21 protein-coding genes are annotated in these 22549 nt (G+C 65.3%); 19 read left to right on the forward strand and 2 right to left on the reverse strand.

The window, feature by feature from the left end; all coding sequences use genetic code 11:
- Positions 1-75 precede the first annotated feature (75 nt).
- The 17 genes from IT182_16830 (at position 76) to IT182_16910 (ending at position 18180) form a co-directional block, all read left to right on the forward strand.
- On the forward strand, positions 76-1281 hold the full coding sequence (locus tag IT182_16830; protein MCC6165013.1) for a phospholipase D family protein: 1206 nt from the start codon (positions 76-78) through the stop codon (positions 1279-1281).
- Between the two features lie 119 nt (positions 1282-1400).
- Positions 1401-2024 (forward strand): hypothetical protein, encoded by a 624-nt coding sequence (locus IT182_16835; GenBank protein ID MCC6165014.1) that lies wholly within the window; start codon positions 1401-1403, stop codon positions 2022-2024.
- Positions 2025-2459: 435 nt separating this feature from the next.
- A complete protein-coding gene (locus tag IT182_16840; protein MCC6165015.1) occupies positions 2460-2891 on the forward strand; it encodes a transposase in 432 nt (143 codons plus the stop codon).
- A 127-nt stretch (positions 2892-3018) separates the two neighbouring features.
- A complete protein-coding gene (locus IT182_16845; protein ID MCC6165016.1) occupies positions 3019-4374 on the forward strand; it encodes an IS110 family transposase in 1356 nt (451 codons plus the stop codon).
- Positions 4375-4407: 33 nt separating this feature from the next.
- A complete protein-coding gene (locus IT182_16850; GenBank protein MCC6165017.1) occupies positions 4408-5265 on the forward strand; it encodes an IS3 family transposase in 858 nt (285 codons plus the stop codon).
- 365 nt (positions 5266-5630) lie between these two features.
- Entirely contained in the window at positions 5631-6101 is a 471-nt protein-coding gene (locus tag IT182_16855) for a hypothetical protein (GenBank protein ID MCC6165018.1), read from the forward strand.
- 455 nt (positions 6102-6556) lie between these two features.
- Positions 6557-6766: a hypothetical protein gene (locus IT182_16860; GenBank protein MCC6165019.1), complete on the forward strand. Its 210-nt coding sequence runs from the start codon at positions 6557-6559 to the stop codon at positions 6764-6766.
- Positions 6767-6769: 3 nt separating this feature from the next.
- The gene (locus IT182_16865) at positions 6770-7738 is read left to right on the forward strand and encodes an HNH endonuclease (protein MCC6165020.1); all 969 of its coding nucleotides are present in this window, start codon (positions 6770-6772) and stop codon (positions 7736-7738) included.
- A 298-nt stretch (positions 7739-8036) separates the two neighbouring features.
- Complete coding sequence (locus IT182_16870; GenBank protein MCC6165021.1) at positions 8037-8666, forward strand: hypothetical protein; 630 nt, start codon at positions 8037-8039, stop codon at positions 8664-8666.
- Positions 8667-8794: 128 nt separating this feature from the next.
- Positions 8795-9091, forward strand: coding sequence for a hypothetical protein (locus IT182_16875; GenBank protein ID MCC6165022.1), 297 nt, complete (start codon positions 8795-8797; stop codon positions 9089-9091).
- Complete coding sequence (locus tag IT182_16880; protein MCC6165023.1) at positions 9091-9546, forward strand: DUF3427 domain-containing protein; 456 nt, start codon at positions 9091-9093, stop codon at positions 9544-9546. The genes IT182_16875 and IT182_16880 overlap by 1 nt, the downstream gene beginning before the upstream one ends.
- Positions 9547-9722: 176 nt before the next feature.
- Positions 9723-11204, forward strand: coding sequence for a sulfatase (locus IT182_16885; GenBank protein ID MCC6165024.1), 1482 nt, complete (start codon positions 9723-9725; stop codon positions 11202-11204).
- A gap of 127 nt (positions 11205-11331) precedes the next feature.
- Positions 11332-13002, forward strand: a complete 1671-nt coding sequence (locus IT182_16890) for a DUF4038 domain-containing protein (GenBank protein ID MCC6165025.1) — start codon at positions 11332-11334, stop codon at positions 13000-13002.
- 144 nt (positions 13003-13146) lie between these two features.
- Entirely contained in the window at positions 13147-13800 is a 654-nt protein-coding gene (locus IT182_16895) for a hypothetical protein (GenBank protein ID MCC6165026.1), read from the forward strand.
- Between the two features lie 49 nt (positions 13801-13849).
- Complete coding sequence (locus IT182_16900; GenBank protein MCC6165027.1) at positions 13850-13990, forward strand: hypothetical protein; 141 nt, start codon at positions 13850-13852, stop codon at positions 13988-13990.
- A 43-nt stretch (positions 13991-14033) separates the two neighbouring features.
- Positions 14034-15686, forward strand: a complete 1653-nt coding sequence (locus IT182_16905) for a hypothetical protein (protein MCC6165028.1) — start codon at positions 14034-14036, stop codon at positions 15684-15686.
- A complete protein-coding gene (locus IT182_16910; GenBank protein MCC6165029.1) occupies positions 15679-18180 on the forward strand; it encodes a hypothetical protein in 2502 nt (833 codons plus the stop codon). Before IT182_16905 ends, IT182_16910 begins: the two co-directional genes overlap by 8 nt.
- 486 nt (positions 18181-18666) lie before the next feature.
- Here IT182_16910 and IT182_16915 read toward each other — a convergent pair whose 3' ends face one another.
- On the reverse strand, positions 18667-18870 hold the full coding sequence (locus IT182_16915) for a hypothetical protein (protein ID MCC6165030.1): 204 nt from the start codon (positions 18868-18870) through the stop codon (positions 18667-18669).
- Between the two features lie 89 nt (positions 18871-18959).
- Here IT182_16915 and IT182_16920 point away from each other — a divergent pair, with 89 nt between their 5' ends.
- Both IT182_16920 and IT182_16925 read left to right on the forward strand, forming a co-directional pair.
- Entirely contained in the window at positions 18960-19208 is a 249-nt protein-coding gene (locus IT182_16920; GenBank protein ID MCC6165031.1) for a hypothetical protein, read from the forward strand.
- Positions 19209-19593: 385 nt separating this feature from the next.
- Positions 19594-20559 (forward strand): DUF4325 domain-containing protein, encoded by a 966-nt coding sequence (locus IT182_16925; GenBank protein ID MCC6165032.1) that lies wholly within the window; start codon positions 19594-19596, stop codon positions 20557-20559.
- A 216-nt stretch (positions 20560-20775) separates the two neighbouring features.
- Here the strand turns inward: IT182_16925 and IT182_16930 are convergent, their stop codons facing one another.
- Entirely contained in the window at positions 20776-22407 is a 1632-nt protein-coding gene (locus IT182_16930; protein MCC6165033.1) for an alpha-D-glucose phosphate-specific phosphoglucomutase, read from the reverse strand.
- Positions 22408-22549 lie beyond the last annotated feature (142 nt).

Genomic DNA, 22549 nt, shown 5'->3' on the forward strand with positions numbered 1-22549 from the left:
GGGTGCGCGCTCCACGCGTCGTTCAGCGCGCCGTCGACTCGGTCTGGTTCGATATCGGTCTGTCGGAGGGCACAGATGAACATTGAGATCCTGAGTGGGGCGACATCTTTCGCCGACAGATTCAGGGAATGCTGCTCTCGGTACGACCGACTGGACTTGGCAGTCGCATGGTGCGGCGATCCATCTAAGACTCTTCCCTACGACCAAATCGGCGCGTTCAGAGGACAAGTGGACGCGACGGTGGGCATTGCCCTCAATCGCACGCATCCTGACGCCGTGTCGTGGTTCATGGGTCGCCAGAGGACTCAGGTCAGAATCGTGGATGGCGAAAACGTCTTCTTTCACCCGAAGGTCTATCTATTCACCAAAGGCGATGCGTTTGCCTTGTTCGTAGGAAGTTCGAATCTTACGTTCAGCGGCTTCTACAAGAATGTCGAGGTCAATGCCTATTGCGAAGGTTCGCTGTCAGCCCGCGGCGCCAGTGGTGTGAAGGAACTGCGCGGACGACTGTCTGAATGGAGGACGGACTCATTCTCGTTTGTGCCCTCTGTGCGATGGCTGAACGGATATCGCAAGAGGTATCAGGCTTCATTGGCAAAGGCTCGCAAGGCGGGACTTGTTACAGAGCCTCAAGTTGAAGAACAGGTTGCCAGCGCGAGTTGGCTCAGACAAGCAGACTGGAACGTGTACTACGGGAAGGTCCTCGCCGGGCTGCGCGGTTCCGGACGCGAGGGCGGGCTCCGAACGGCCTTGGACGCCGGCGAACGTTTGCTGCCGCGCCCATGGAAGACGTCCTACTTCTCAGACGTCGAGCGGCGTCGGGTGATCAACGGCCTCGGCGACGACTACGCCTCCCTCGGGCACGTTGGCGCATCAGGAGCATTCCGGCAGCTGGTCAGGAATGGCACAGCACAGCAGCATGCCACCATCGTTCGCAGCATGAACGCCATTTCGGCGCTCCCCAGGCCGATACCCTGGCGTCGCCTTGAGCGCGTACTGCATGATCTCGTGCGTATTGGGCCGACGATGAAGGTGTGGGGCCGGTTACTCTGCCTAGTCAGACCTGACCTCTTCTGTACGGTGGCTGCCCCAACGGTCCGAGCGAATCTATCGCAAGTCGTGGGGATAGGACAGGGACGCTTCGCTGACGTCGATGGATACATCGAACTGATCCGATTGCTGCACGCATCGCCCTGGTTCAACACTTCAGCACCGCAGACGCGACGAGCGAAGGAGATATGGAATCGGCGCGTGGCGTACATGGACGCGATCTTCTATTAGCTCAGAAGCCATTGAAGGGCGCCGATCTTCGCCATGCCTGTGAATGGCCGCGGCCAGCGGGCCGCGGCTTCAGGGAACATAGCTCCGCAACGAACACCGCGCCGCGAGAGGAACCTGCTGTGACGCCACAGCTTCTGGACGATAGACCAGATGAGCTTCAACGCCTTCTGGGAGCATTCAAGGCCGGGCGCACGGCAGAGGCGCTCGCGGCCTGCGAGACGCGGATCGCGGAGTGCGACACGGATTCGAAGGCGTGGTTCATTCTGGGCCTGATTGCCCACGAAGAGGGTCGGGATGAGGACGCGCGGCAGGCGTACTCCTCGTCCCTGTTCGGTCACGTCTACTGGCTGCTCCGACGGCGACAGGCGATGTATTTGCGACCGGAGAACCCTCACTCCTCCGAGCTGGCGGAGCCCATATGGATGAAGGCATTCGTCCAGGCTGCAGCCCGCATCACCGCGGAAGATGGTTGCGCCGAGTTCGGGCTCGCCGAAGAGCACCTGTCGGACGCTGACGCGCCCAGTCGAGGATTGTTTTGGCTCGACAGCAAGGGGCAGGATGGCGGCGTGCGCCGGATCTGGCTGGTAGACGCTGCTTCGGCGCTCTTCTACCTCCTGCGAACCAACGATTTCTACAGCACTTGTCTGGGAAATCTTGCGGTCACGTTGCGGCGGCTCGGTGAGCAGCAGCTCGCAGCAGCGTACATAAGGGAAGCCGAGGAGATGCGGCCGCAACAGTTGTGACACTGTGTGACAGATAAGGGCGAAGCACGAAACCATCCGCGGCGACCGTCGATTTCGGACGCTCGCCATCCGACCGCCATCGGTTCCCGTCATGCCATGCGCGGTTGTCGCGGATGCTCTTGCAGCCGCAGGCCAGAAATGGCCTTTCAACTCCCGCAAGAAGCGACAGGTCCGGAACGACGGGCCGAGCGGCGCGTCCGCCCAGACTATACAAGTACCTTGATCCGGAAGACAATCCGCACGCCAAAGGCGGGCGTGAACCTTAAGGCGCGATGGCCTGGAACGTTGAACATGCGGATAGTCACCCGCGACGCAGTGAGGGATGAGGGATGAGGACGAAACGATGAGCGGCGTTCACGATCCCCGCGGCTCCCACTGGCATCGATGGGACCCGCACCTCCACGCCCCCGGCACGTTACTCAACGATCAGTTCGGTTGGGCTTGATCCGCTTTCGTGGACATCTTCCGAGAGGTGGATACGATGTCCCGCATGTCCAATCCGAAGCCGGCACGCTGAGGCGCCGGCAGTTCACTGACGAGTTCAAGGCGGGGGCCGTTCGGCTGGTCCTCGACGAGGGAAAGACGGTCGGCGCCGTCGCCCGCGAGCTGGATCTGACGCAGTCGGCATTGGCCGACTGGGTCCGCAAGGCCCAGGCCGAGCGCACCCAGGGGCGCAGCGGCCTGACCGGCGTCGAGCGGGAGGAGTTGACGCGCCTGCGCAAAGAGAACCGCGAGCTGCGGATGGAACGCGAGGTGCTAAAAAACGAGTCTCGGGCTCTCACGCAGCCCGACTTGTGGGCCAGAAACTCCGTGGCGTACGCTCGCAGGCCCGAGGCCGTGGCCGTCCGCTTTCTGGTGACATCGTGAGCCCGCTAAAAAACATGGTCCGGGGGTGGCCTGCGCACATGTCAGTGGTGACGCCGCAAGGTGATCCCGTTTAGGAAAGTGTTCGAGTGCGCCGCCCCTGCCTCGGGAGATTCCGAGGAGGAGTGCGATGGCGAAGCGTCGAGCGTCGAATCCGTTCTCTACGATCAATCCGCACGCCGCCGGCCTCGATATCGGGGCGACGCACCACGTCGTGGCGGTCAGGCCGGACCGAGATCCGACACCGGTCCGGACGTTCTGCACCTTCAGTGGTGACCTGCACGGCCTCGCCGATTGGTTGCAGGCCGTCGGCATCACGACCGTGGCGATGGAGTCCACCGGGGTGTACTGGATTCCCGTGTTCGAGATCCTCGAAGCTCGCGGGTTCGACGTCGTGCTGGTCAATGCCCGCGACGTGAAGCAGGTGCCAGGGCGGAAGACGGACGTCAATGACGCGCAGTGGCTCCAGCAGTTGCACCAGTATGGGTTGCTACGCGGGAGCTTCCGCCCCCGCGAGGCGATCGTTCAGTTGCGTGCCTACCTCCGGCTGCGTGAGCGCCTCATCGAGTACGCGGCCGCGCACATTCAGCACATGCAGAAGGCGTTGATGCAGATGAATCTGCAACTGCACCACGCGGTGACCGATATCACCGGCGTCACCGGGATGCGCATCCTCCGCGCCATCGTCGCGGGCGAGCGCTCCGCGGAGGTCCTGGCCGCGCATCGCGACGTGCGCTGTGCCGCCTCGGATGCGACGCTTCGGGCCGCTCTGACGGGGCACTATCGGCCGGAGCATGTCTTCGCCTTACAGCAGGCGCTGGAGCTGTACGACTTCCATCAAACCAAGATTGCCGAGTGCGATACGCAGATCGAGACGGCGCTCCGGGCGCTGGCGGCGGAGCGCTCGGCACCCACGACACCGCTCCCGGCGCAACGGCACGCGAAGGGCCGCAATGAGCCGGCGTTCGATGTCCGGACCGTGCTGCACCGACTCCTGGGCGCGGACCTCAGTCAGATTCACGGCCTTGGTCCGTACACGGTGCTCCGACTGGTCGCCGAGTGCGGCGACGACATGACCCGATGGCCGACCGCCAAGCATTTCACGTCGTGGCTGTGCCTCGCCCCGGCCAACAAGATCTCGGGCGGCCGGGTGCTCAGCGCCGCGACCCGTCGCTCCTCCAGTCGTGTGGCAGCCCTTCTCCGCATCGCGGCCGTCAATGTGGGACGGACGCAGACGGCCCTCGGGGCGTTCTACCGACGCTTGGCTGCGCGCATCGGCAAGGCGCAAGCAGTGACCGCGACGGCGCGCAAGCTGGCGGTGCTCTTCTATAAGGCGCTTCGCTTTGGCGTGGCGTACGCCGACCCTGGTGTCTCTGCGTACGAAGCCAAGTATCGGCACCGCCTGGTCCAGCATCTCGAGCGCCGCGCAAAGACCCTGGGTTTTACGCTCGTCGCCAAAGCTGGGGTAGTGGCAGGAGTTTCTTAGGAAAGCCGCGGCCTTCTTCGCGAAGGACCACCGATGAAGTTCGCGTGGATCCACACGGAGAAGGCCACCTATCCGGTCAGCAAGTTGTGTCGCTGGCTCGGCGTGACGCCGAGCGGCTACTACGCCTGGTGCCTCCGTCCTGAATCGGCGCACCGCCGCCGGGACCGCCAGCTCAAGGTGTTGATCCGGGCGTCGTTCGACGCGCACAAGTCGCGCTACGGTAGCCCGCGGATCTACGGCGACTTGCAGGACGCGCAGGAACCGGTGAGCAAGAAGCGCGTCGCGCGTCTCATGCAGGAAGACGGCTTGAAAGCGCGCCCCCGCAAGCGCTTCAAGAACACAACGATGAGCGATCACGACCAGCCCGTCGCCGACAATGTGCTCGACCGGCAGTTCACCGCCGACACGCCCAATCAGCGCTGGGTAGGCGACACCACGGAGTTCGTCATCGGCGAGAGCAGCACGCTGTATCTCGCCGTCATCCTCGACCTGTTCTCCCGCTTCGTGGTCGGCTGGGCGCTCAGTGCGGTCAACGACCGGCACCTGACGCTCCGCGCGCTGGACATGGCCGTGAAACGCCGTTGTCCCGGCGCGGGCCTGCTGTTCCACTCCGACCAGGGCTGCACGTACGCCAGTGAGGACTATCAGGTCGCCCTGGGACCGCGCGGGATCACCTGTAGCATGAGTCGCCGCGGCAACTGCTACGACAACGCCGTGATGGAGAGCTTCTTCTCGACCGTCAAGAGTGAGCTCGCCGACCGCTTCGGCAGCTACAGCGAAGCCAAGATGGAGGTGTTCGACTACCTGGAGGTGTACTACAACCAGCGACGCCGGCACTCGACGCTCGGACAGATCAGTCCGGCTGAATTCGAGCGACGTGCTGCCGCGTAGCCCTCTGCGGGGTGCTCGGCGGCATCCGGTGTCCAGCGTCGTGCTTGACCCGACCGCCGCCAAGCACCTGTAGACTTGCTACGACCGTTGAAGAACGAAGGCTGATTCGACTGAACTAACCCGTCCACGGGATCGGATCAGGCCCAGTGCCGCCACGCTGGGCGGTGGGCAGTGTATGAGGGCGTGACCTCCTTGGGCAAGCGCGTGGTTCGCGGTGTGTTGTTGCCGTTGACCCGATGACGAGGAGCGGCGGTGGGCGCTTGTGGGACACCGCGCTCTGTGCGGTGTTCCAAGGCGCGGTGGGCACCGGTCTTCGGTGTCCACGGCGCCGGCAGCGTCCACGGCCTCAGGCCTCCGGAGTTGCCGTGCGCGTGCCGGTCTCCTTCCTGCGTGCGCTACGCCATCGTGATCAGCCATTCCACCGCATCGTGATCACCGATTCCACGCATCGTGATCGGGCGTTTGACCTGCATCTGTACTGTCGGCACGTCATTCACCACGACTTGTGCTGGAACCCCTCGACGCTGGGACAGCGGACTGGACGGGTTGACAGGATCGGGTGCCGCGCTGAACGCATCAGCGAGTCGATCCACCTGTACCTGCCCTGCATCGCCGCCACCCAGGACGAGAAGATGTTTCGCGTGGTGCGCGACAGGGAGCGGTGGTTCAACATCCTGACGGGCGAGAACTACGAGGTGGACGAGGCAGCCACTGAGCGTCGCGCAGCCAGAGTGCCGCTTCCCCCAGTGCTCCAGAAGCAACTCTCGATGACCCTACATCCCACCACTGAGGACAGCCCGAGACCGGAGCAACCCGAGCAGGCCGCCATGGCATGAATGTTCGGTCCAGCTCTGCCGATCGTTACCCGAAGTGAGGTCGCGTGGTGTGTGGCCGGTGCGCCCCTCAGGAGCGGAGCCGACGAGGAAGGCGGACTGAACTTCGTGCCTGAGCAAAAGACCCTGAGAAGTGTTCCGGAGAGTGGAGAAGCACGCTCGGATCTCCAGCGACGACCGGCGCTCGGGCTCGACCAGGTGTTCGCGGCACTCGTGGCTGCCTCCGAGGAGTCCGCTCCCCAAGCGCGCCAAGAAGAAGGCCCATTCGACCAGGCGCAAGGTCGCGCGTCCTCTCTATGGCGCTTCCTCCGTGAAGTGACGAAGAACAGAGGGGGCGCATCGAGCTTGAAGTGATCGCGGGGCAAGAAACAGGCAGCCCCAGCGCGGTTCTAGAGGATCTGCGCGAGTGTGTCAACGAGGTTGGTGGAAGAACAAGGAGATGGAAGGTCTCTGCCATCGTGCCGCAGTCGTATCGCTTCAAGGAGGCTGTGCATTATCGCTCGATCCTGGTCGACTCCACATCCTGCTTGTTGCATGACGGCGGCATCGAAGGATTCGACGGTGAGAAGTTGAAGCGGACACTGCCGACGCAGCTGCTGCACCCCGGTGGACCGATCGCAAGCGACATCGATGATCTGAGCCGTTCAGCCAAGCCAAGGGTGATCTGACCCATGCAGGGATGGGTGGCCAATACGCACGCCGAGTGGTTCGACTTCCTGCGGGAACGGCGTGACCGCTGGGAAGAGGTCAACTTCTGGACGCCCTCTGACTACGCCGGATTCTCTGGCAGGCCGGGGGTGCCATTCTTCTTCAAGCTGAAGTCGCCTCGCAATCGAATCGGAGGCTTTGGTCTTGTCTCGCGGTACGCGCGACTCCCCGAGTGGCTGGCCTGGGAGTGCTTCGGCGAGGCGAACGGGGCGCCCGACATCAGCCTGATGACCCGTCGGCTCGAACAGCTTCGCGCATCCAACCGGATGAAGGGCCGAGAGCAGAAGGGCCCTCCCCAGATCGGGTGCGTCCTCCTGAGCGATGCCGTATTCTTCCCGGAGGACATGTGGGTGGCGCAGCCCACCGACTGGGCCCCGGAGATCGTCAGGTACAAGCGGTACGACCTGACCGTCGGCGAGGGACTGCGCGTGTGGCGCGAGTGCCAGGAGCGCCTGCAGTCGCTGAGGCTGGGTCGAGTCGGAGACGCCGTGATGATGAGAGAGCCGGGGCAGGACGGCTTGTTCGCCACGGCCCGATACGGCACGCCACAGCTCGTGGCACCGCGCCTCGGGCAGGGCATCTTCCGCGTTGCCGTGATGGACGCCTACGGGCGAGCCTGCTCTGTCACTGGCGAGCACTCCTTGCCCGCCCTCGAGGCGGCACACATTAAGCCCTACGCCCTGCATGGCTCTCATGATGTGCGGAACGGTCTGCTGCTGCGCTCGGACCTCCACCGCCTGTACGACACCGGGTACGTCACGGTGACACCGGAGTACCGGCTCGAGGTGAGCAATCGATTGCGCGCGGACTACAGCAACGGCAAGAGCTACTACCCGATGCACGGGCAGTCGATTGGTCTCCCGAAGCGAACCCAGGAGAGGCCGGACCCGGACCTACTCGCATGGCACAACGAGCGCGTGTTCAGGGAGTGAGTGGGCATGGTTGATCTGGGACCGACTCTCGGTCCGGGGTGGCGCACGATCTGGAGCGGTACTCCTGTCTCCGTGAATAGGACCACCTTGTACTCGGTCGTGGCTGCTGGCAGGCCGCGGCAGGACGCGTCTTTCATGCTGCGCGCAAGCGCACACCGAGAGTAGTGAAACACGATCGCTTCATCCGCTTCCTAGAGACGGCACCGGAGAAGTCCCGGTGCATGACCCGCGGCCGCACGACCTGCGATATCGAAGCGTCGAGTTGTGCCGACCCGGCCGACGCACCAACAGAGTAACCATGATCGCGATCTGCCCTGTACCGCGCGCCTGGCATCGTGTCTTCCAGCGGTTGGTGGACTTTGCTCAGCAACGCGGCGAGACCGGTCCTCCGGCACCTCTTATCCTTAGCGGCTGGACCTATTCGAGCGATGCAGACAAGCATGCGCGCTGGCAGCAAACCGTGCGCTGGGCAGAGGAGCGTGACTGCCTGGAGTTGCTTCAGGACATCACGCCAGACGACATGTATCGGGCGCCCGGACTCTCCTCGTATCGGCTTGGCGATGAGAGAGCGTTCTGGAACACCACCGAGCGGCCGCTTCAGCCCCCGGAGCAGCTTGCTTCCTCGCTTGCCGCATTGCTGTCGAACTGGGACGAGATTGCTCCGGGCGGACTGTCGCTTGTGACGAGACCACTCGGCTGGTCCGGGCGAAAATCGCGGAGGCTGGTGGTGTGGGCCGATGCGTCGGCAGCCGCGCCGTGGGGCACGTGGGCATCACTCGACGACGACCGCAGCAAACGTCGCTCGTTCACGCGCCTGCGAGCGTCGGTCAACGTGGCCATCCAGCCGCACGCAGTGGACGACATCGTCTTCGTTCATGACCCCGACTACTTGACAAAGAGACGGGCCCGGCATCGCTATCGGCCATGACGATTGCCGTGAGGGCCTCCCAACTGTGACACGTGCGCTCTCAAGCTTACTCGGATCACCCCTCGGCATTGTCTGAGCAATAGGAGTCAAACTCGATGGCACGCCGGCCGCGCACGTGGATCACTGACATGGGTCACTATCTTGAGGACGGGCTGCTGGCCGACATGCCCGCGCCCGCCATGGACCTCGCGCTGCACCTCGGCGCCATCGTCGCGTGGGTGAGCAGCCACGCCGCAACACCGATGCCGGAGACCAACGTGCGCTGCCGCGTCCTGACCCGGGCGCACGGGCGGTGCGTCGGCGACCTATACGCGGGGCTGGCCCAGGACGATGCCATCGAGTGGTTCTGCGTGCTGTGTCGCGAGTCTGGGCGAATCAGCGGCTGGCGCGACACACTCTGGGACCGCTCCTCGCGTCCGCGCTGATGGCGTTCGTGGTCCCTCAGCCGCTCACGCGGATCGCCGACCGTAAGGTCACGCGCGAGGTTCTTCTGATAGAGCGCACCAGCTCGTCGTCCGTCGGCTTCGGCCGGTGGAGATGTCCGTCCCAGCGTCGGCCATCGACGCTCGCCGACCTGGCGAGCGTGATCACTCCCTCTGTCGCCCGATTCCGGGCCGGAGGTCACTGGGAGTCACAGGTCAGCACGTCGCAGCGGTCGTCCACGGGGCGGCGTTACATTCATCACCGTGAGCGAGGTGGAACTGTCCTGCTGTTTGTCCGCGAGCGCCGCGAGCAGGACGGCCGGACGATGCCATACACGCTGCTGGGGCCGGCTGACTACGTGTCGCACACGGGCGAACGGCCAATAGCGTTCGTATGGCGTCTGCGCCGTCCGATGCCGGCCGGGCTGTTCAGAGAGGCCAAAGTCGCGGCGGGGTGACGCCGTCGATACCCGGTGCTCGACAGGACGTAACAGGCGCATATGATTCTGCCATGCCCATCCGCAGAGTCTTCTGGAAGGTCGGTCCCAACCGGCCTCCTCTTTCGGAGGCAACACTGGAGAACATGCCGACGTACGACATCGCGGCGCCTCGCCTTCGCCGGAGGACCTCTGCCATGAGTCGACGAGCACTGCTCGCGATCGCGACCACTCTTCTCATGTGCCTGGGCGCCTGGCCGGTGTCGTCGCCACGCGTCGCCGCACAGGCGGGCCGTGCCCGTCCCAATGTGCTCGTGATCATGGCCGACGACCTCAACGTCGACATGGCCGCGTTCGGCCATCCGATTGTCCAGACGCCGAACATCGACCGCCTGGCATCGCGCGGGGTCCGCTTCGAACGGGCCTACGCACAGTATGCGTACTGCAACCCGAGCCGCGCATCCTACATGACGGGCCTGCGGCCGGACACCACGCGGGTGTACGACCTCACCACGCACTTCCGCGAGGCCGTGCCGGACGCCGTGACGCTGCCGCAACTGTTCATGAACGCAGGCTACTACGCGGCGCGTGTGGGCAAGATCTACCACTACAGCAATCCCGGCGGCATCGGCACCAACGGGCTGGACGATGCGCCGTCGTGGAATACGGTGGTCAACCCCAGGGGCATCGACAAGGACGAAGAGTCGAAGCTGACCTTCGCCGGTCCGTCGCGGGCACTCGGATCGTCGCTGTCGTACTACGCCTCGCCCGCCCCCGACGCGCAGCATACCGACGGCCTGGTGGCGAGCGAGGTCGTCGCGATGCTCGAGCGCCATCGCCATCGCCCCTTCTTCATCGCCGCGGGATTCTATCGGCCTCACTGCCCGTACATCGCTCCGAAGAAGTACTTCGACATGTACCCGGATCTCGCCCGGATGCCCACACACGAGTACTCGCCACTCCTGCTCCAGCAGTCGCCGACGGCATCGCGCGGCGTGTCGTGGAACATACCGGACGGTGAGCAACGCGAAGTGATTCGCGCCTACTACGCGTCGATCACCTTCATGGACGCGCAGGTGGGACGCGTGCTCGACGCGCTCGATCGCCTGAACCTTGCCGACAGCACCATCGTCGTGTTCATGAGCGACCATGGCTACCACACCGGTGACCACGGCGGACTGTGGATGAAGCAGGGCCTGCTGGAGCGTTCGGTGCGAACACCGGTGATCGTCGCCGGCCGGGGGGTGACGGCCCGCGGCCAGTCCTCCGGCCGCATCGTCGAACTGCTCGATCTCTACCCCACGATCGCGGACCTCGCCGGGCTCACACCACCCGCGCGGATCGAAGGGCGGTCGCTGCGGCCGTTGCTGGCCAACCCCAAGGCCGAGTGGCCTCACGGGGCCATGAGCCAGACCCTGCGCCGGGTGACGCTGCCGGGCGCCCGCGCCGGGGGCGCTGCCGGCAATCAGGCACCCAGTCCATCGGTGCAGGGCTATGCACTTCGCACGGAGCGGTGGCGCTACATCGAATGGGACGAGGGGCGTCTGGGCCAGGAACTCTACGACGCGCTCAGCGATCCCGGCGAACTGCGCAATCTGGCCGGCGAGGCCTTCTACGCGAACGCGGTCACCGGCCTGAAGGAGCAGTTGGCCAGGATGCGGCAGCCACGGGCGAAGTGAGGGGCGACCGATCCGCTCGGCGACGCGATGTGCACCGCCTGCCGCCGCTCGCGCTCGCTGAAGACCCGGGCGGGCCCGCCGGATGGTGCGGGCCACGCCATCCACGGCACTCGCGGTACGCTGAGGCATGCGTCCCGCCGGCCGGCCCTCGTCGTGCCTCACCGCGCTGTCTCTCACCCTCGCGCTCGCGGCCTGTCGGCCCGCGGCCACCAGCGACGTGGCCGTCGAGCTGTGGACGACGCACGAAATCGCGCTGACGGCGGCGGACACGTACGTGAATCCTTACGTGGATGTGGAGGTGTCGGCGCGATTCGAGAACGAGGCGGGCCTGCAGATCGTGCGTCCGGCGTTCTGGGACGGCGGGTCGTCGTGGAAGGTACGGTTCGCGCCGCCAGACGCGGGACACACGTGGACGTGGCGGAGCGAGGCGTCCGTCGACGATCCCGGGCTGGCCGGCCGCACGGGCACGCTGCGGTCGGTGGCGTACACGGGCGACAACGTGCTGCTGAAGCACGGCCTGCTGCGCATGTCTCCCGGCAAGCGCAACGTCGTGCACGCCGACGGCGCGCCGTTCCTCGTGGTTGCCGACACGGCGTGGTCGATTCCCTATCGCGCCACGCCGGAGCAGGTCACCACGTATGCCGCCGATCGCCAGGCAAAGGGCTTCAATACGACGTTCCTCATCACCGTGCAGGGCGACAGGTTCGCCAGGGGCCCCGATGCGCGCAACACGCCGCTGGGATTCGCGCGTGCGTTTGCCGACATCCCCGACGGCCACATGAACACGCTGCACCCAGAGTACTTCCAGGCGTTCGACGACCTGGTGCGCATCCTGATCGATCACGAGTTGGTGCCGCTCTATGCCCCCGTCGCGCACGGGTACGGCTGGAAGGGGGAGACCGCCATCGGTCCGACGCTCGCACCCGAGGAGTACGTGCGCTACGCGCGGTATCTCGTTGCGCGCTACGGGAGCATGCCCGCGTTCTGGCTCGTGAGCCTCGACAGCAACGGCTTTGCGCCGAGCATCAAGCCCGCGGGCGAAGCGTTCGAACGCTGGGACGCGTACCAACAGCCCACCGGGCTCCACTACAGTCCCTACGACGACTACATGGCCGACTGGGCCAAGCCGGGCAGCGACTGCTGCTTCCATGGCAACAAGTCGCACCAGGCCGAGCCGTGGCTCGACTTCCAGTGGGCGCAGACGGGGCACGACGGCAAGCCGCTCTACCACAAGGTGCAGCGCATGTACGACGTGACGCCCGTGCGCGCCGTGATGAACGGCGAGTCCACGTACGAAGCGATGGGACAGGGCAAGCACGGACTCGGCTGGTGGCAGGGCGACGATGCCTGGCACCAGTTGATGCACGGCGGCACCATGGGCGTGGCGTACGGCGCCGTCGGCGTGTGGATGTGGAAGGTGTCGCGCGACGAACCCGGCTGGCCCGACTGGACCGACGCACCGCTGTCGTGGCGCGACGCGCTCGACCTCGAAGGTGGGAAATATGTCGGCGCCGTCTCGCGGGCGTTCCGTGACTACGACGCGACGGACATCGAACGACGCTGGGATCTCGCCGAGGGCAACGCGCCTCTGCTTGCCAAACCCGGCTCACTCTACGTCGCGTACCTGCCGAAGGGCGGAACGATCACGATCCCGTCGGCGCCCGCCGGCCTGCCCGTCAGGTGGTTCGACGCCAAGGCGGGCGAGTTCCGCGATGCCGACGCGCTGGCCGGCGGTCGATTCACCGCCCCGGACGACAGGCCATGGGTCCTCTTCGCAGGCCAACGCCGCAAGTCTTGATCGCGGGTCCTGAATCCCAGGCGCCAAGCGAATCGATGCAAACGTCGTCTTTGCGTGAATCCGTTCAGGCGCCCTGTCAGACGCACCTCGGCTATTCGTCTTACCAACACGCGCAAACAGGAGTGCGCGCGTGCCTGGAGGGACATGCCGAACTGGACAGAGCAGCAGTTGCACGTGGTCGGCAGGAAGGCCGACATCGACAGGTTCGTCCGCGTCGGCTACACGCCTCGTCGAAAGGGTGAGCTCGATGCGCTCCTGCACTTCGACAGGCTCTGCCCGAAGCCCTCGCCTGATGCTCACGGTGCGGAGATCGGCAGCGGCGTGACGGTCATGCACTGGCGGACGACCAACCAGGCCTGCTTCGACATGATCACGCCGTGGGACTACCCGGCCTGGTTCTACGAGTCGATGGCGGCCGAGTGGCCCACGTTGGCGTTCTGCTGCTCGGTGAGCGGTGAGATGGGCGACTTTGGCGGCATCGTTTCGTGCGTGAACGGAGAGTTCATCGATCTGGTCCGCGACTTCGACGGCGAGTACGACCGCCGGGCGCACCTGCGTGCCGCCAGGTCCGCCATGAAGCGCTGGATGACGTTCCTCACGCGCGACAGGGACTGGCGCCTCATGCCGAACAGGGCCTGGGAGAAGGGGAACATGCGCGCTGACGCGCACTTCGATGGGGACTTCTGGTACTACTTCCGGAGTCGCGAAGCCATGGCCGACTTCCGCGGGCGCCATCGCTGTCGGTACCCGGAGCGGCGCGTGGATGGAGCGTGGAAGCGCACCCGGGCGCCGGGCTGACGCGTGCTGGTTGTAAAGTACCGCAACGTACCGCGCGCCTATCCGTTCAATGCGCATCGAATCGCACGGCCGCCCCGTTGCGTCGGCCACCGATCTCTCGGCCTTCGCTGCCTGCCGTCATCGCACCGGTCTCGACCTGGCCATGGCGCTCGGCTTGCTGGAGGCCGTCGCGATATTGGTCCGCCAATGAGTGCTCGTCTACGCACGCGACTGGTTGCACACCTAGAAACGGTATGAACGTTCAGACGACATGGGTATCGCCAGCGAGAGTGATCACCGGCCAGGACCACCTGGCCGTATCGGCTATCAGCCAACACTTGTTCACCGAGCTTCTCCCGGGGCTGACGAATGTGACGCAGCGGATCCGCTGCTACTCGTTCTACCCATGGTTCGTCTGGGCGTTCGACCAGCGGGCGGCGAAGAAGTCGGCGAACGAGATCGTGCGAACCTTCAGGCGAGCTGAAGTCCTGCACTCGCTAATTGGCATCCTCCACGAGCTGGACGAGGACGATGAATGGCCGCACGGCGGAGGTCTGGTCGGACGGGACGTGCTCGTGCCGGTGGCGCGAGCGATTCTCGATGGAAGGACCGTGCGTCTGTCGAAGTATGCCGTCCTCGACAGCGAGAACGGGCCACGGTACTTCAAGCACAGACTAGGCGGCCTCGGGCAGTACTACCTGGGGCCACTCAGGGAGTTGATGGTCTTGGACGGCAACGCGAGGTCCGGACTGCGGTGCATCAATGAGTGGGGCGGTCACCTCGCCGCCCTGTACGACACAGCTGTCGATGGCGACGCGTTCTTCGCGGCGATTGAAGGGGATCGCGTGGACGCAGCCGTCCTCCGCAAGCTCCGGGCGTTCTGTCCGTGCCGGCTTGCGGGGAGTCAGGGCGAGCGAGGTGCCTTGGGCCAGTTGATGTTCGGGACGGGTGATGGAGAGCTCGCGCAGGAAGGCGGCGACAGCAGACGCAACACGCTGTTCGCCCTGCTGGAGTACGTTCGCGACGCTCGGCAGAACTCTCCGCGCGCGACCGACGAGTGGTCGTTTCTAGCCACCGCCTGCGCAGGCGCTCTTCTCGACGGCAGTCCTTGGGCGCCGTCGGACCTGCTCCGCGACGTGGTCCGGCAGTGGGGCGTGTACCAACGGCACGAGATCTTCTCCGTGGCGATGCAAGGACTTTTCTGGGCGGCCTTGACCACACTGACGGACGAGGAGGCCGCATTCACGGAGAGCCGCACCGCGTTCGCCCGCTGGTTTGCGCGGCGATTCGCGAAATGCCTGCCTCGGGCGTCTCGAAAGAGCGTCTTCGGCTTGTTCGTCGCGCACACGGCAGCGGGATTGCCGCACGCCGCTGACTGGGGCAATCCCGAGCATGAGATCGCTGTGGCGCGGGAGGTGATTGGTGCGCAGAACGCGGGCGACGTGGACCGTGTCGTCGAACTCGCGCTCCAGGCACTGGCGGCGTTGGTGGCTCGTGGTACCGACACACTGAACTACGGCACATTCGATCTCTCCGCCCGGTTCCTTCAGATCTATGCCGTGAACCTCGTGTCGCTGCGCGACAACGCGTCGGGCAGGTGGGTGGGTCTCACGGGTGTCCAGTGGCTTGAATGGATGGCTGCCCACTGGCTGCTCGATGCGCATGTGCGCGTGGCCCTCAGGAAGCTCCGGCATCAGGCCCAGGACACGTTCCGCATCGTGCCCACGGACGATGGGTTTCGCGTGCGCCCGGACGTGCCGACCGCGGCATTTGCGCAGCCCCGTCTGGGATCCGCGCTCCGCTTCCTCTTCGATCTGGGCCTCCTCGAACTCGATCAGGAGGCAGAGGGCTTGCCGTATCGCCTGAGTGCGGTTGGCGTGCGTACGTTGGAGACGGCTCTTGGCTGACGACAAGGAGCTGTCGCTCTACCGCGAACTGAATGCGTCTGGCTACGAGGCGTCCGTCATCGCCACGTTCAACGTCAGGTTCTCGCTCTACGAGCGGGTGCTGCTCAGGCGCCTGCTGGCGGCCGGCTGTCGATACAACCTCCTGCTCGCTGATGCGGCCCAGTGCGGCACGTCACTGTCCATGGGCGAGGACGTGCCGGAGCTCGCCGGTTCCGAGTACGCGCTGGTGCCGATACAGGCCCAGGGCGCATTCCATCCCAAGTTCGTGCTGTTGCTCGGTCGCACCAAGGCGCGTCTTATCGTGGGCAGCCACAACGTGTCCGTCGGGGGCTTCGGTCTGAACCGGGAGATAGCCACGGCGTTCGACATCGACCCGAGTGGTGCGTCAGCAGACCTTGCGAAGGAAGTGTGGCAGTTCGCGAGAGCGTGGGCGAGTCAGGTCCCCGGTGAGGTGGGTGCACTGCTGACGGCGGTGCACCAGATCGCGCCGTGGTTGGCGGACTCGACTGCTTCGGCTGGCAACAGGAGGCTGCTCTGGACAGGGGCAGGCAGGAAGACGCTATGGGAACAACTGCGGCCATCGCTCGATCGGCGGGTCGAGAGAGTCACGGTGCTGAGTCCGTACTTCGACAACAGTTGCACCTTCATGAAGCGCGTGCTGCGCGACCTCGCGCCGAGGGAGACGGTCATCGCGATCGATCCCGAGAGCAGCGAGTTTCCGGTTGCATCGCGACGCTTCCTGCCAGACGCACGATTCGTCGACGTGTCGAGTCTTGGCGGCGGCTGGACCCGGACCCTTCACGCCAAGGTCTATCGCTTCGAGTTCCGCGACGGCGAGAGCCTGGTCGTCTCGGGTAGTGCCAACGCCAGCCAGGCGGCCTGGCTCTCCGTCGGGGCCACTGGGAATGCTGAGATGGTCGTGATGCACGCCAACGGCAACCACGTGTGGAAGTCACTCGGGTTGGCGCGTCTTGGCAAGCTGCCCGATGTCAGTGCGGACACCTGGCGAACGATGAAGACGCGGCAGGAACACGCCGCCGAAACAGACGCTTCGAGCACGGTCAGAGTCTTTCATGCCGTAGTGCGGTCCGATGGCTTCGAGGTGCGAAGGGAGTTCACCGAGGGCATCAAGGGCAAGGTCGATGTTCTTGCCGGCGCCGAGGTTCTTGGACAGCTCTCGCCAGTGTCAATCGCACATGGGTTGATCGCGTGCCGCACGGACGACAGCCCATTGCTCCAGGAAGCAACGGTATTGCGGGCTCGATCTCAGCGTGGGCCGGAACGCTTTGCGCTGCTGAGCCGAGTCGACGAACTGTGCGATCGGGCAGCAGGCAGTCTGCGTCAGAACTTCCGGCGCGCGCTCAGCGGGTTGCAGGGAGATCCCGAGCAAATCACCGAGCTGCTGAAGATCATCGAAAAGGCGATTTTCGACCAGCCGTTCGCCGTGGAAGACGTGGCCAGTCCGGCTGCGCGGGCGACATCACGCACGGCTACGGCTCCCCCTAACGAGGATGCAGAGCCGGCATCGCTGATGGTGTCGGCGAGAGATACGCTCAAGGCGCGTCGCAAGCGTCGCCTCACGGCCTCCACCGATCTCGCCGTGATCATCGATGCTCTGATCTACAGGTTGGGCAACGGGCTGCACCGGGAAGACCTCGACACGAAGGAATCGGTTCGCGTCCACGAGCCGAAAGCCGACGATCACGGCGCAGATGATGACGAGCCGGAGGAGGTCGATGGCGCGGTCTTGGCGAAGATGTGCCGCGGTAAGGTCAATCGATTGTTCAAGCGCATGCAGCAGCAACTCGATCAGGCCGCAGAGCGAGGCACGCATGTCGGTTCGGCCATCATCCAGTTGGCTGCCGTCCTCGGCATTGTGAAAGCCCTGACTGTCGGCACGTTCGAGTGGCTACCGCCGAAAGAAGAACTGGTGGACGGACCTAGCGGTTGGGAGTTCTTCACCAACGCTTGCAGGAGCCTATACGCGCCCGGCGTCAGGCTGGCGGCCAGAGCACTCGAAGAGACAGCCGGGACGGCGTTCGACGAACTGTCGATTGTGCGGGGGCTTCTTTGCTGGTTCGCGTTCACCTGGGACGTCGACGTGGAGACGCTCGCTCGCAACATCAAAGAGTACCCAGACTACGAATGGGACTACCTGATCGGAGTGGCGTGCCTTCTGCCGGTTGCCACGGACTGTGCTGCTGACAACCAAGCGATCGGCCTGCTCGGCGATGCGCTGTCAGCGTCATCGGCAGATGTCGCAAAGGCTGACCGTCACCTATCGTGGGCCAGGCGGATCGACGAGAAGTGGCGGACGCGGGGACTTACACCCATCCAGGGTGGATTCAAGCTTGGTGATGTCGTATTCCCCGTTAAAGCGTCAACAGGCCGACCTGGCGTCGTGTGCTCGATTGAGCACGACAAGACGGGCGTCCTGAACCTCGATACTCTCGCGCCGACGAAGTTCGCGAATGGTTGGCTGGCGAGGTTGTGACGTCGCAACGGACATGCTGCCACGATCGAGATGGTTGCCGTAGGCAAGAGCACAGACTGACACAACCGAAGGGGCGAGCGGTTGGCACGCTGTCTACCGAGTTGAGTAGGCCCCGTTCTCGTCCACTGTCCCGTCGGTGTCGAAGAGCCACACGTCGAGGTGGAGCGATGGGCCTGTGCGCGCGGACTGCGTGGTGGTGCTCTGCGCATCGGCGGGCTCGAGTACCAGCCTCAACCAGCCTCAGGATTTCGGCGTCGTGGAACGACGGCCAATGGCCGAACGCCGAAATCAATGCGTCCGCACCATGGACATGTGTCAACGCATTGCTTATCACCGCGTCACCGGTGCGGGAATTGCGGTCAGCCGTCGGTAGAGCGTGCGCAACAAGTAGCATCTCCTTGGGATTCTGAACCGCCGGATGGCTTGTTCGCCGAAGCCTGAGGCGAAGGTGGAAATCCGCCGTAAGCCGTAAGCCGCTGTCAACCGTCACCCCAGCGCCGCCGTCACGATCTCCTGGGCTTCCGCGACGATCTGCGCCAGGTGCGCTTCGCTCGTGAAGCTCTCCGCGTAGATCTTGTAGATGTCCTCGGTGCCCGACGGGCGTGCGGCGAACCAGCCTTGCGCCGTCGTCACCTTCAGTCCGCCGATGCTGGCGCCGTTGCCCGGTGCGGCGGTGAGGCGGGCCGTGATCGCGTCGCCCGCGAGCGTCGTCGCGGCGACCTTGTCGGGCGTGAGGCGCGCGAAGCCCTTCTTCTGCTCGGGCGTGGCCGGTCGGCACCGTGGACAAGTTCCAGGGCCAGGAGGCGCCGGTGGTCATCTACTCGATGGCCTCGTCGAGCCCCGAGGACGCCCCGCGCGGCATGGAGTTCCTGTACAGCCTGAATCGCCTGAATGTGGCGACGTCGCGCGCGCGGTGCGCGGCGATCGTCGTGGCGTCGCCCGCGCTGTTCGAGCCGGAGTGCCGGACACCGAGGCAGATGCACCTGGCGAACGCGCTGTGCCGGTTCAAGGAACTGGCCAGGAGCTAGCTTCGTCGTCACGGGGTCTGACAAGAAGGAGTCTGACAAGTCACTGATCAGTGCTGCTGCTGGCATCGCACGGGAACTCGCCTGTCGCCTGTACACGATCTCCGAACGCAAGAAGCGCGCGTCCGATGCCCTCCGATACAACGGCCTCGTCCAGGCCTGGCCCGAGATCGTGCGCCTGGCGAGCGAGGTCCGTACGCCGGAAGCGCAGACGCTGCCGGGCATCCTCTGAGGGCCAGGGCATTCAAACGTGTCAGACACGCGAGCTAAACTGGCTCTATCCGTCTTGCGTTAGGCTACAATTGCAGTCGTGTCCATTGACAAACGATCGCCGAGAGCGACTGCTCTGACGCTAATCTCCCAGGATGGACACCGGGTGGGGCCGCGCCTGGCGGCGGAGGCGGGCGTATCGCGCCAGGTCGCCAACGGTTGGCTCCAGAGCCTGGTGGACGATGGGCTCGTGGAAGCGAAAGGCAGCACGCGCGCTCGCGTGTACAGACTGGCGCTCCTCGGCGCAGACGATCGCACCTTCCCTCGCGACGGGCTCGAGGAGCACATCGTGTGGCAGCAGGTGGTGCTTCCTCAAGTCGTGGAACGTCCGGCCCATGTCAGGGAAATCTGGAACTACGCGTCTACCGAGATGATCAACAACGCCATCGATCACTCGGGCTCGAAGACGGTGCGGGTCGAGGTGCGACGTACAGCGGTGTGGACCGAGGTCGTGGTGGCCGACGACGGCGAGGGCATCTTCCTCAAGATCCAGCGCGCACTCGGTTTGCACGATGCCCGCGAAGCGCTCCTCGAACTGGCCAAGGGCAAGCTGACCACCGCCCCTGCGTACCACTCGGGGGAGGGCATCTTCTTCACATCGCGCGCCATGGACGAGTTCGAGATCGACTCGCATCAGTTGCGATTCACGCACGACGCCAGCCGTCCCGACACGATCGAGCACCACGAGGGAGACGTGCCGGGCACGCGCGTGCGCATGCGTCTGGCCAACGACAGTGCGCGCCGCCTGCGTGACGTGTTCGACGCGTTCACGGACCCGGAGGAGCAAACGTTCGACAGGACGGTCGTGCCCCTGCGCCTCGCGCAATTCGGCGGCGACCTGCTCGTGTCGCGGTCGCAGGCCAAGCGCGTGGCGAGCCGGTTCGAGCGCTTCAAACGCGTCGAACTGGACTTCACCGGCGTCGAGACCATCGGCCAGGCGTTCGCCGACGAACTGTTCCGGGTATTCGCGTCCGCCCACCCGGACATCAGAATCGGTCCGCTGCACGCGGGACCGGCCGTGGACGCCATGATCCGCCGCGCCGTGGCGGCAAGGAACGCGTCCAGCACGGATTCGCAGCACTGATCGCACACGACAGGGTCTGCGAGCGCGAGCTCGGGCTTCGCCTGAACAAGGCGCATCAGACGTCCGACTGGAGTCGACGGCCGCTCGAAGGGAGCCAGTTGCGATACGCGGCGCTCGACGCCGAGGTCTTGCTGGCGCTCCATGCGAAGTTCATCATGGCGACGAGATCCCGTTAGATCGCCACGAAGCCGCACCGCCGGCGGCCGCTGTCAACCGTCACCCGAGCGCCGCCGTCACGATCTCCTGGGCCTCCGCGACGATCTGCGCCAGGTGCGCTTCGCTCGTGAAGCTCTCCGCGTAGATCTTGTAGATGTCCTCGGTGCCCGACGGGCGGGCGGCGAACCAGCCTTGCGCCGTCGTCACCTTCAGTCCGCCGATGTTGGCGCCGTTGCCCGGTGCGGCGGTGAGGCGGGCCGTGATCGCGTCGCCCGCGAGCGTCGTCGCGGCGACCTTGTCGGGTGTGAGGCGCGCGAAGCCCTTCTTCTGCTCGGGCGTGGCTGGCGCGTCCACGCGCAGGTAGTACGGCGTGCCGTACTGCGCCGTGAGCTCCTGGTAGTGCACACCGGGGTCCTTGCCCGTGACAGCGGTGATCTCCGCGGCGAGCAGGCCGAGGATGATGCCGTCCTTGTCGGTGGTCCACACGGTGCCGTCGCGACGCAGGAAGCTCGCGCCGGCGCTCTCCTCGCCGCCGAAGCACAGGCTGCCGTCGGCAAGGCCCGGCGAGAACCACTTGAAGCCCACTGGCACTTCGACGAGCGTGCGATCGAGACCCGCGACAACGCGATCGATCATGCTGCTCGACACGAGCGTCTTGCCCACCGCCGCACTCGACCACGCCGGCCGATGGCCGAGCAGGTACCTGATCGCCACGGCCAGATAGTGGTTCGGATTCATCAGGCCCACAGACGGCGTGACGATGCCGTGGCGGTCGGCGTCGGCATCGTTGCCCCACGCGATCGCGTAGCGGTCCTTGAGGCCCACGAGGCTGGCCATGGCATACGGACTGGAGCAGTCCATGCGGATCTTGCCGTCGTGATCGAGCGTCATGAACCCGAACGTCGGATCGACGCGCGTGTTCACGACGTCGATGTCGAGGCCGTATCGATCGGCGATGCGCGCCCAGTACGCCACGGCGGCGCCGCCCATCGGGTCGACGCCGATGCGCAGGCCCGACGTGCGAATCGCGTTCATGTCGATCACGCTGCCGAGATCGGCGATGTAGTCGGTCGCGAAATCGCGCTCCGACACGCACGCCGCCGCGCGCGCCTCCGCGTACGGCAGTCGCTTCACGCCGGCGTTGCCGCCGGCCATCAGCGCGTTGGCGCGATCCTCGATCCAGCGCGTGACGTCGGTATCGGCCGGACCGCCGTGCGGCGGGTTGTACTTGAAGCCCCCGTCCTGCGGCGGGTTGTGCGACGGCGTGATGACCAGGCCGTCCGCGAGCGCCGCGCCCGGCGTGGCGTTGTGGGCGAGGATGGCGCGCGAGATGACGGGCGTGGGCGTGTAGCCGTCGCCGGCCTGCACGACCGTCGGCACGCCGTTGGCCGCAAGGACCTCGATAGCGCTGCGCTGTGCCGGATCGGACAGCGCGTGCGTGTCCTTGCCGATGAACAGCGGTCCGGTGATGCCCTGCGCGGCGCGGTACTCACTGACGGCCTGCGTGATGGCGAGGATGTGCGCCTCGTTGAAGCTGCGCGCGAGCGACGTGCCGCGGTGGCCGCTCGTGCCGAAGGCCACGCGTTGCGTGGAGACGGACACATCGGGCGTCTCGGTATAGGCGGCCAGCAACGCCTCGACGTCCATGAGCATGTCGCTGGGGACGGGCGTGCCGGCAAGAGGGTGAGCCATGTCGAACTCCGAAAAAATGAGAGGGCGTAGTCTAACAGCCCGTGGTGGAAGTCCCGCCGGCATTCGACCGACGATGCATCCCCGTCCGCGGCGTTGCTCCTCCCGCGAATATTGCTCGATATTCTCAGTCGTCGCGCCTTGC

The organism is Acidobacteriota bacterium, assembly GCA_020845575.1.
Lineage (GTDB): Bacteria > Acidobacteriota > Vicinamibacteria > Vicinamibacterales > Vicinamibacteraceae > Luteitalea.

What these genes read in the sequence shown, in the direction of transcription:
- IT182_16830 (MCC6165013.1), top strand. Translation starts at nt 76, where the DNA reads ATGAACATTGAGATCCTGAGTGGGGCGACATCTTTCGCCGACAGATTC.
- IT182_16845 (MCC6165016.1), top strand. Translation starts at nt 3,019, where the DNA reads ATGGCGAAGCGTCGAGCGTCGAATCCGTTCTCTACGATCAATCCGCAC.
- IT182_16850 (MCC6165017.1), top strand. Translation starts at nt 4,408, where the DNA reads ATGAAGTTCGCGTGGATCCACACGGAGAAGGCCACCTATCCGGTCAGC.
- IT182_16865 (MCC6165020.1), top strand. Translation starts at nt 6,770, where the DNA reads ATGCAGGGATGGGTGGCCAATACGCACGCCGAGTGGTTCGACTTCCTG.
- IT182_16870 (MCC6165021.1), top strand. Translation starts at nt 8,037, where the DNA reads ATGATCGCGATCTGCCCTGTACCGCGCGCCTGGCATCGTGTCTTCCAG.
- IT182_16875 (MCC6165022.1), top strand. Translation starts at nt 8,795, where the DNA reads ATGGGTCACTATCTTGAGGACGGGCTGCTGGCCGACATGCCCGCGCCC.
- IT182_16880 (MCC6165023.1), top strand. Translation starts at nt 9,091, where the DNA reads ATGGCGTTCGTGGTCCCTCAGCCGCTCACGCGGATCGCCGACCGTAAG.
- IT182_16885 (MCC6165024.1), top strand. Translation starts at nt 9,723, where the DNA reads ATGAGTCGACGAGCACTGCTCGCGATCGCGACCACTCTTCTCATGTGC.
- IT182_16890 (MCC6165025.1), top strand. Translation starts at nt 11,332, where the DNA reads ATGCGTCCCGCCGGCCGGCCCTCGTCGTGCCTCACCGCGCTGTCTCTC.
- IT182_16895 (MCC6165026.1), top strand. Translation starts at nt 13,147, where the DNA reads ATGCCGAACTGGACAGAGCAGCAGTTGCACGTGGTCGGCAGGAAGGCC.
- IT182_16900 (MCC6165027.1), top strand. Translation starts at nt 13,850, where the DNA reads ATGCGCATCGAATCGCACGGCCGCCCCGTTGCGTCGGCCACCGATCTC.
- IT182_16905 (MCC6165028.1), top strand. Translation starts at nt 14,034, where the DNA reads ATGAACGTTCAGACGACATGGGTATCGCCAGCGAGAGTGATCACCGGC.
- IT182_16930 (MCC6165033.1), bottom strand. Translation starts at nt 22,407, where the DNA reads ATGGCTCACCCTCTTGCCGGCACGCCCGTCCCCAGCGACATGCTCATG.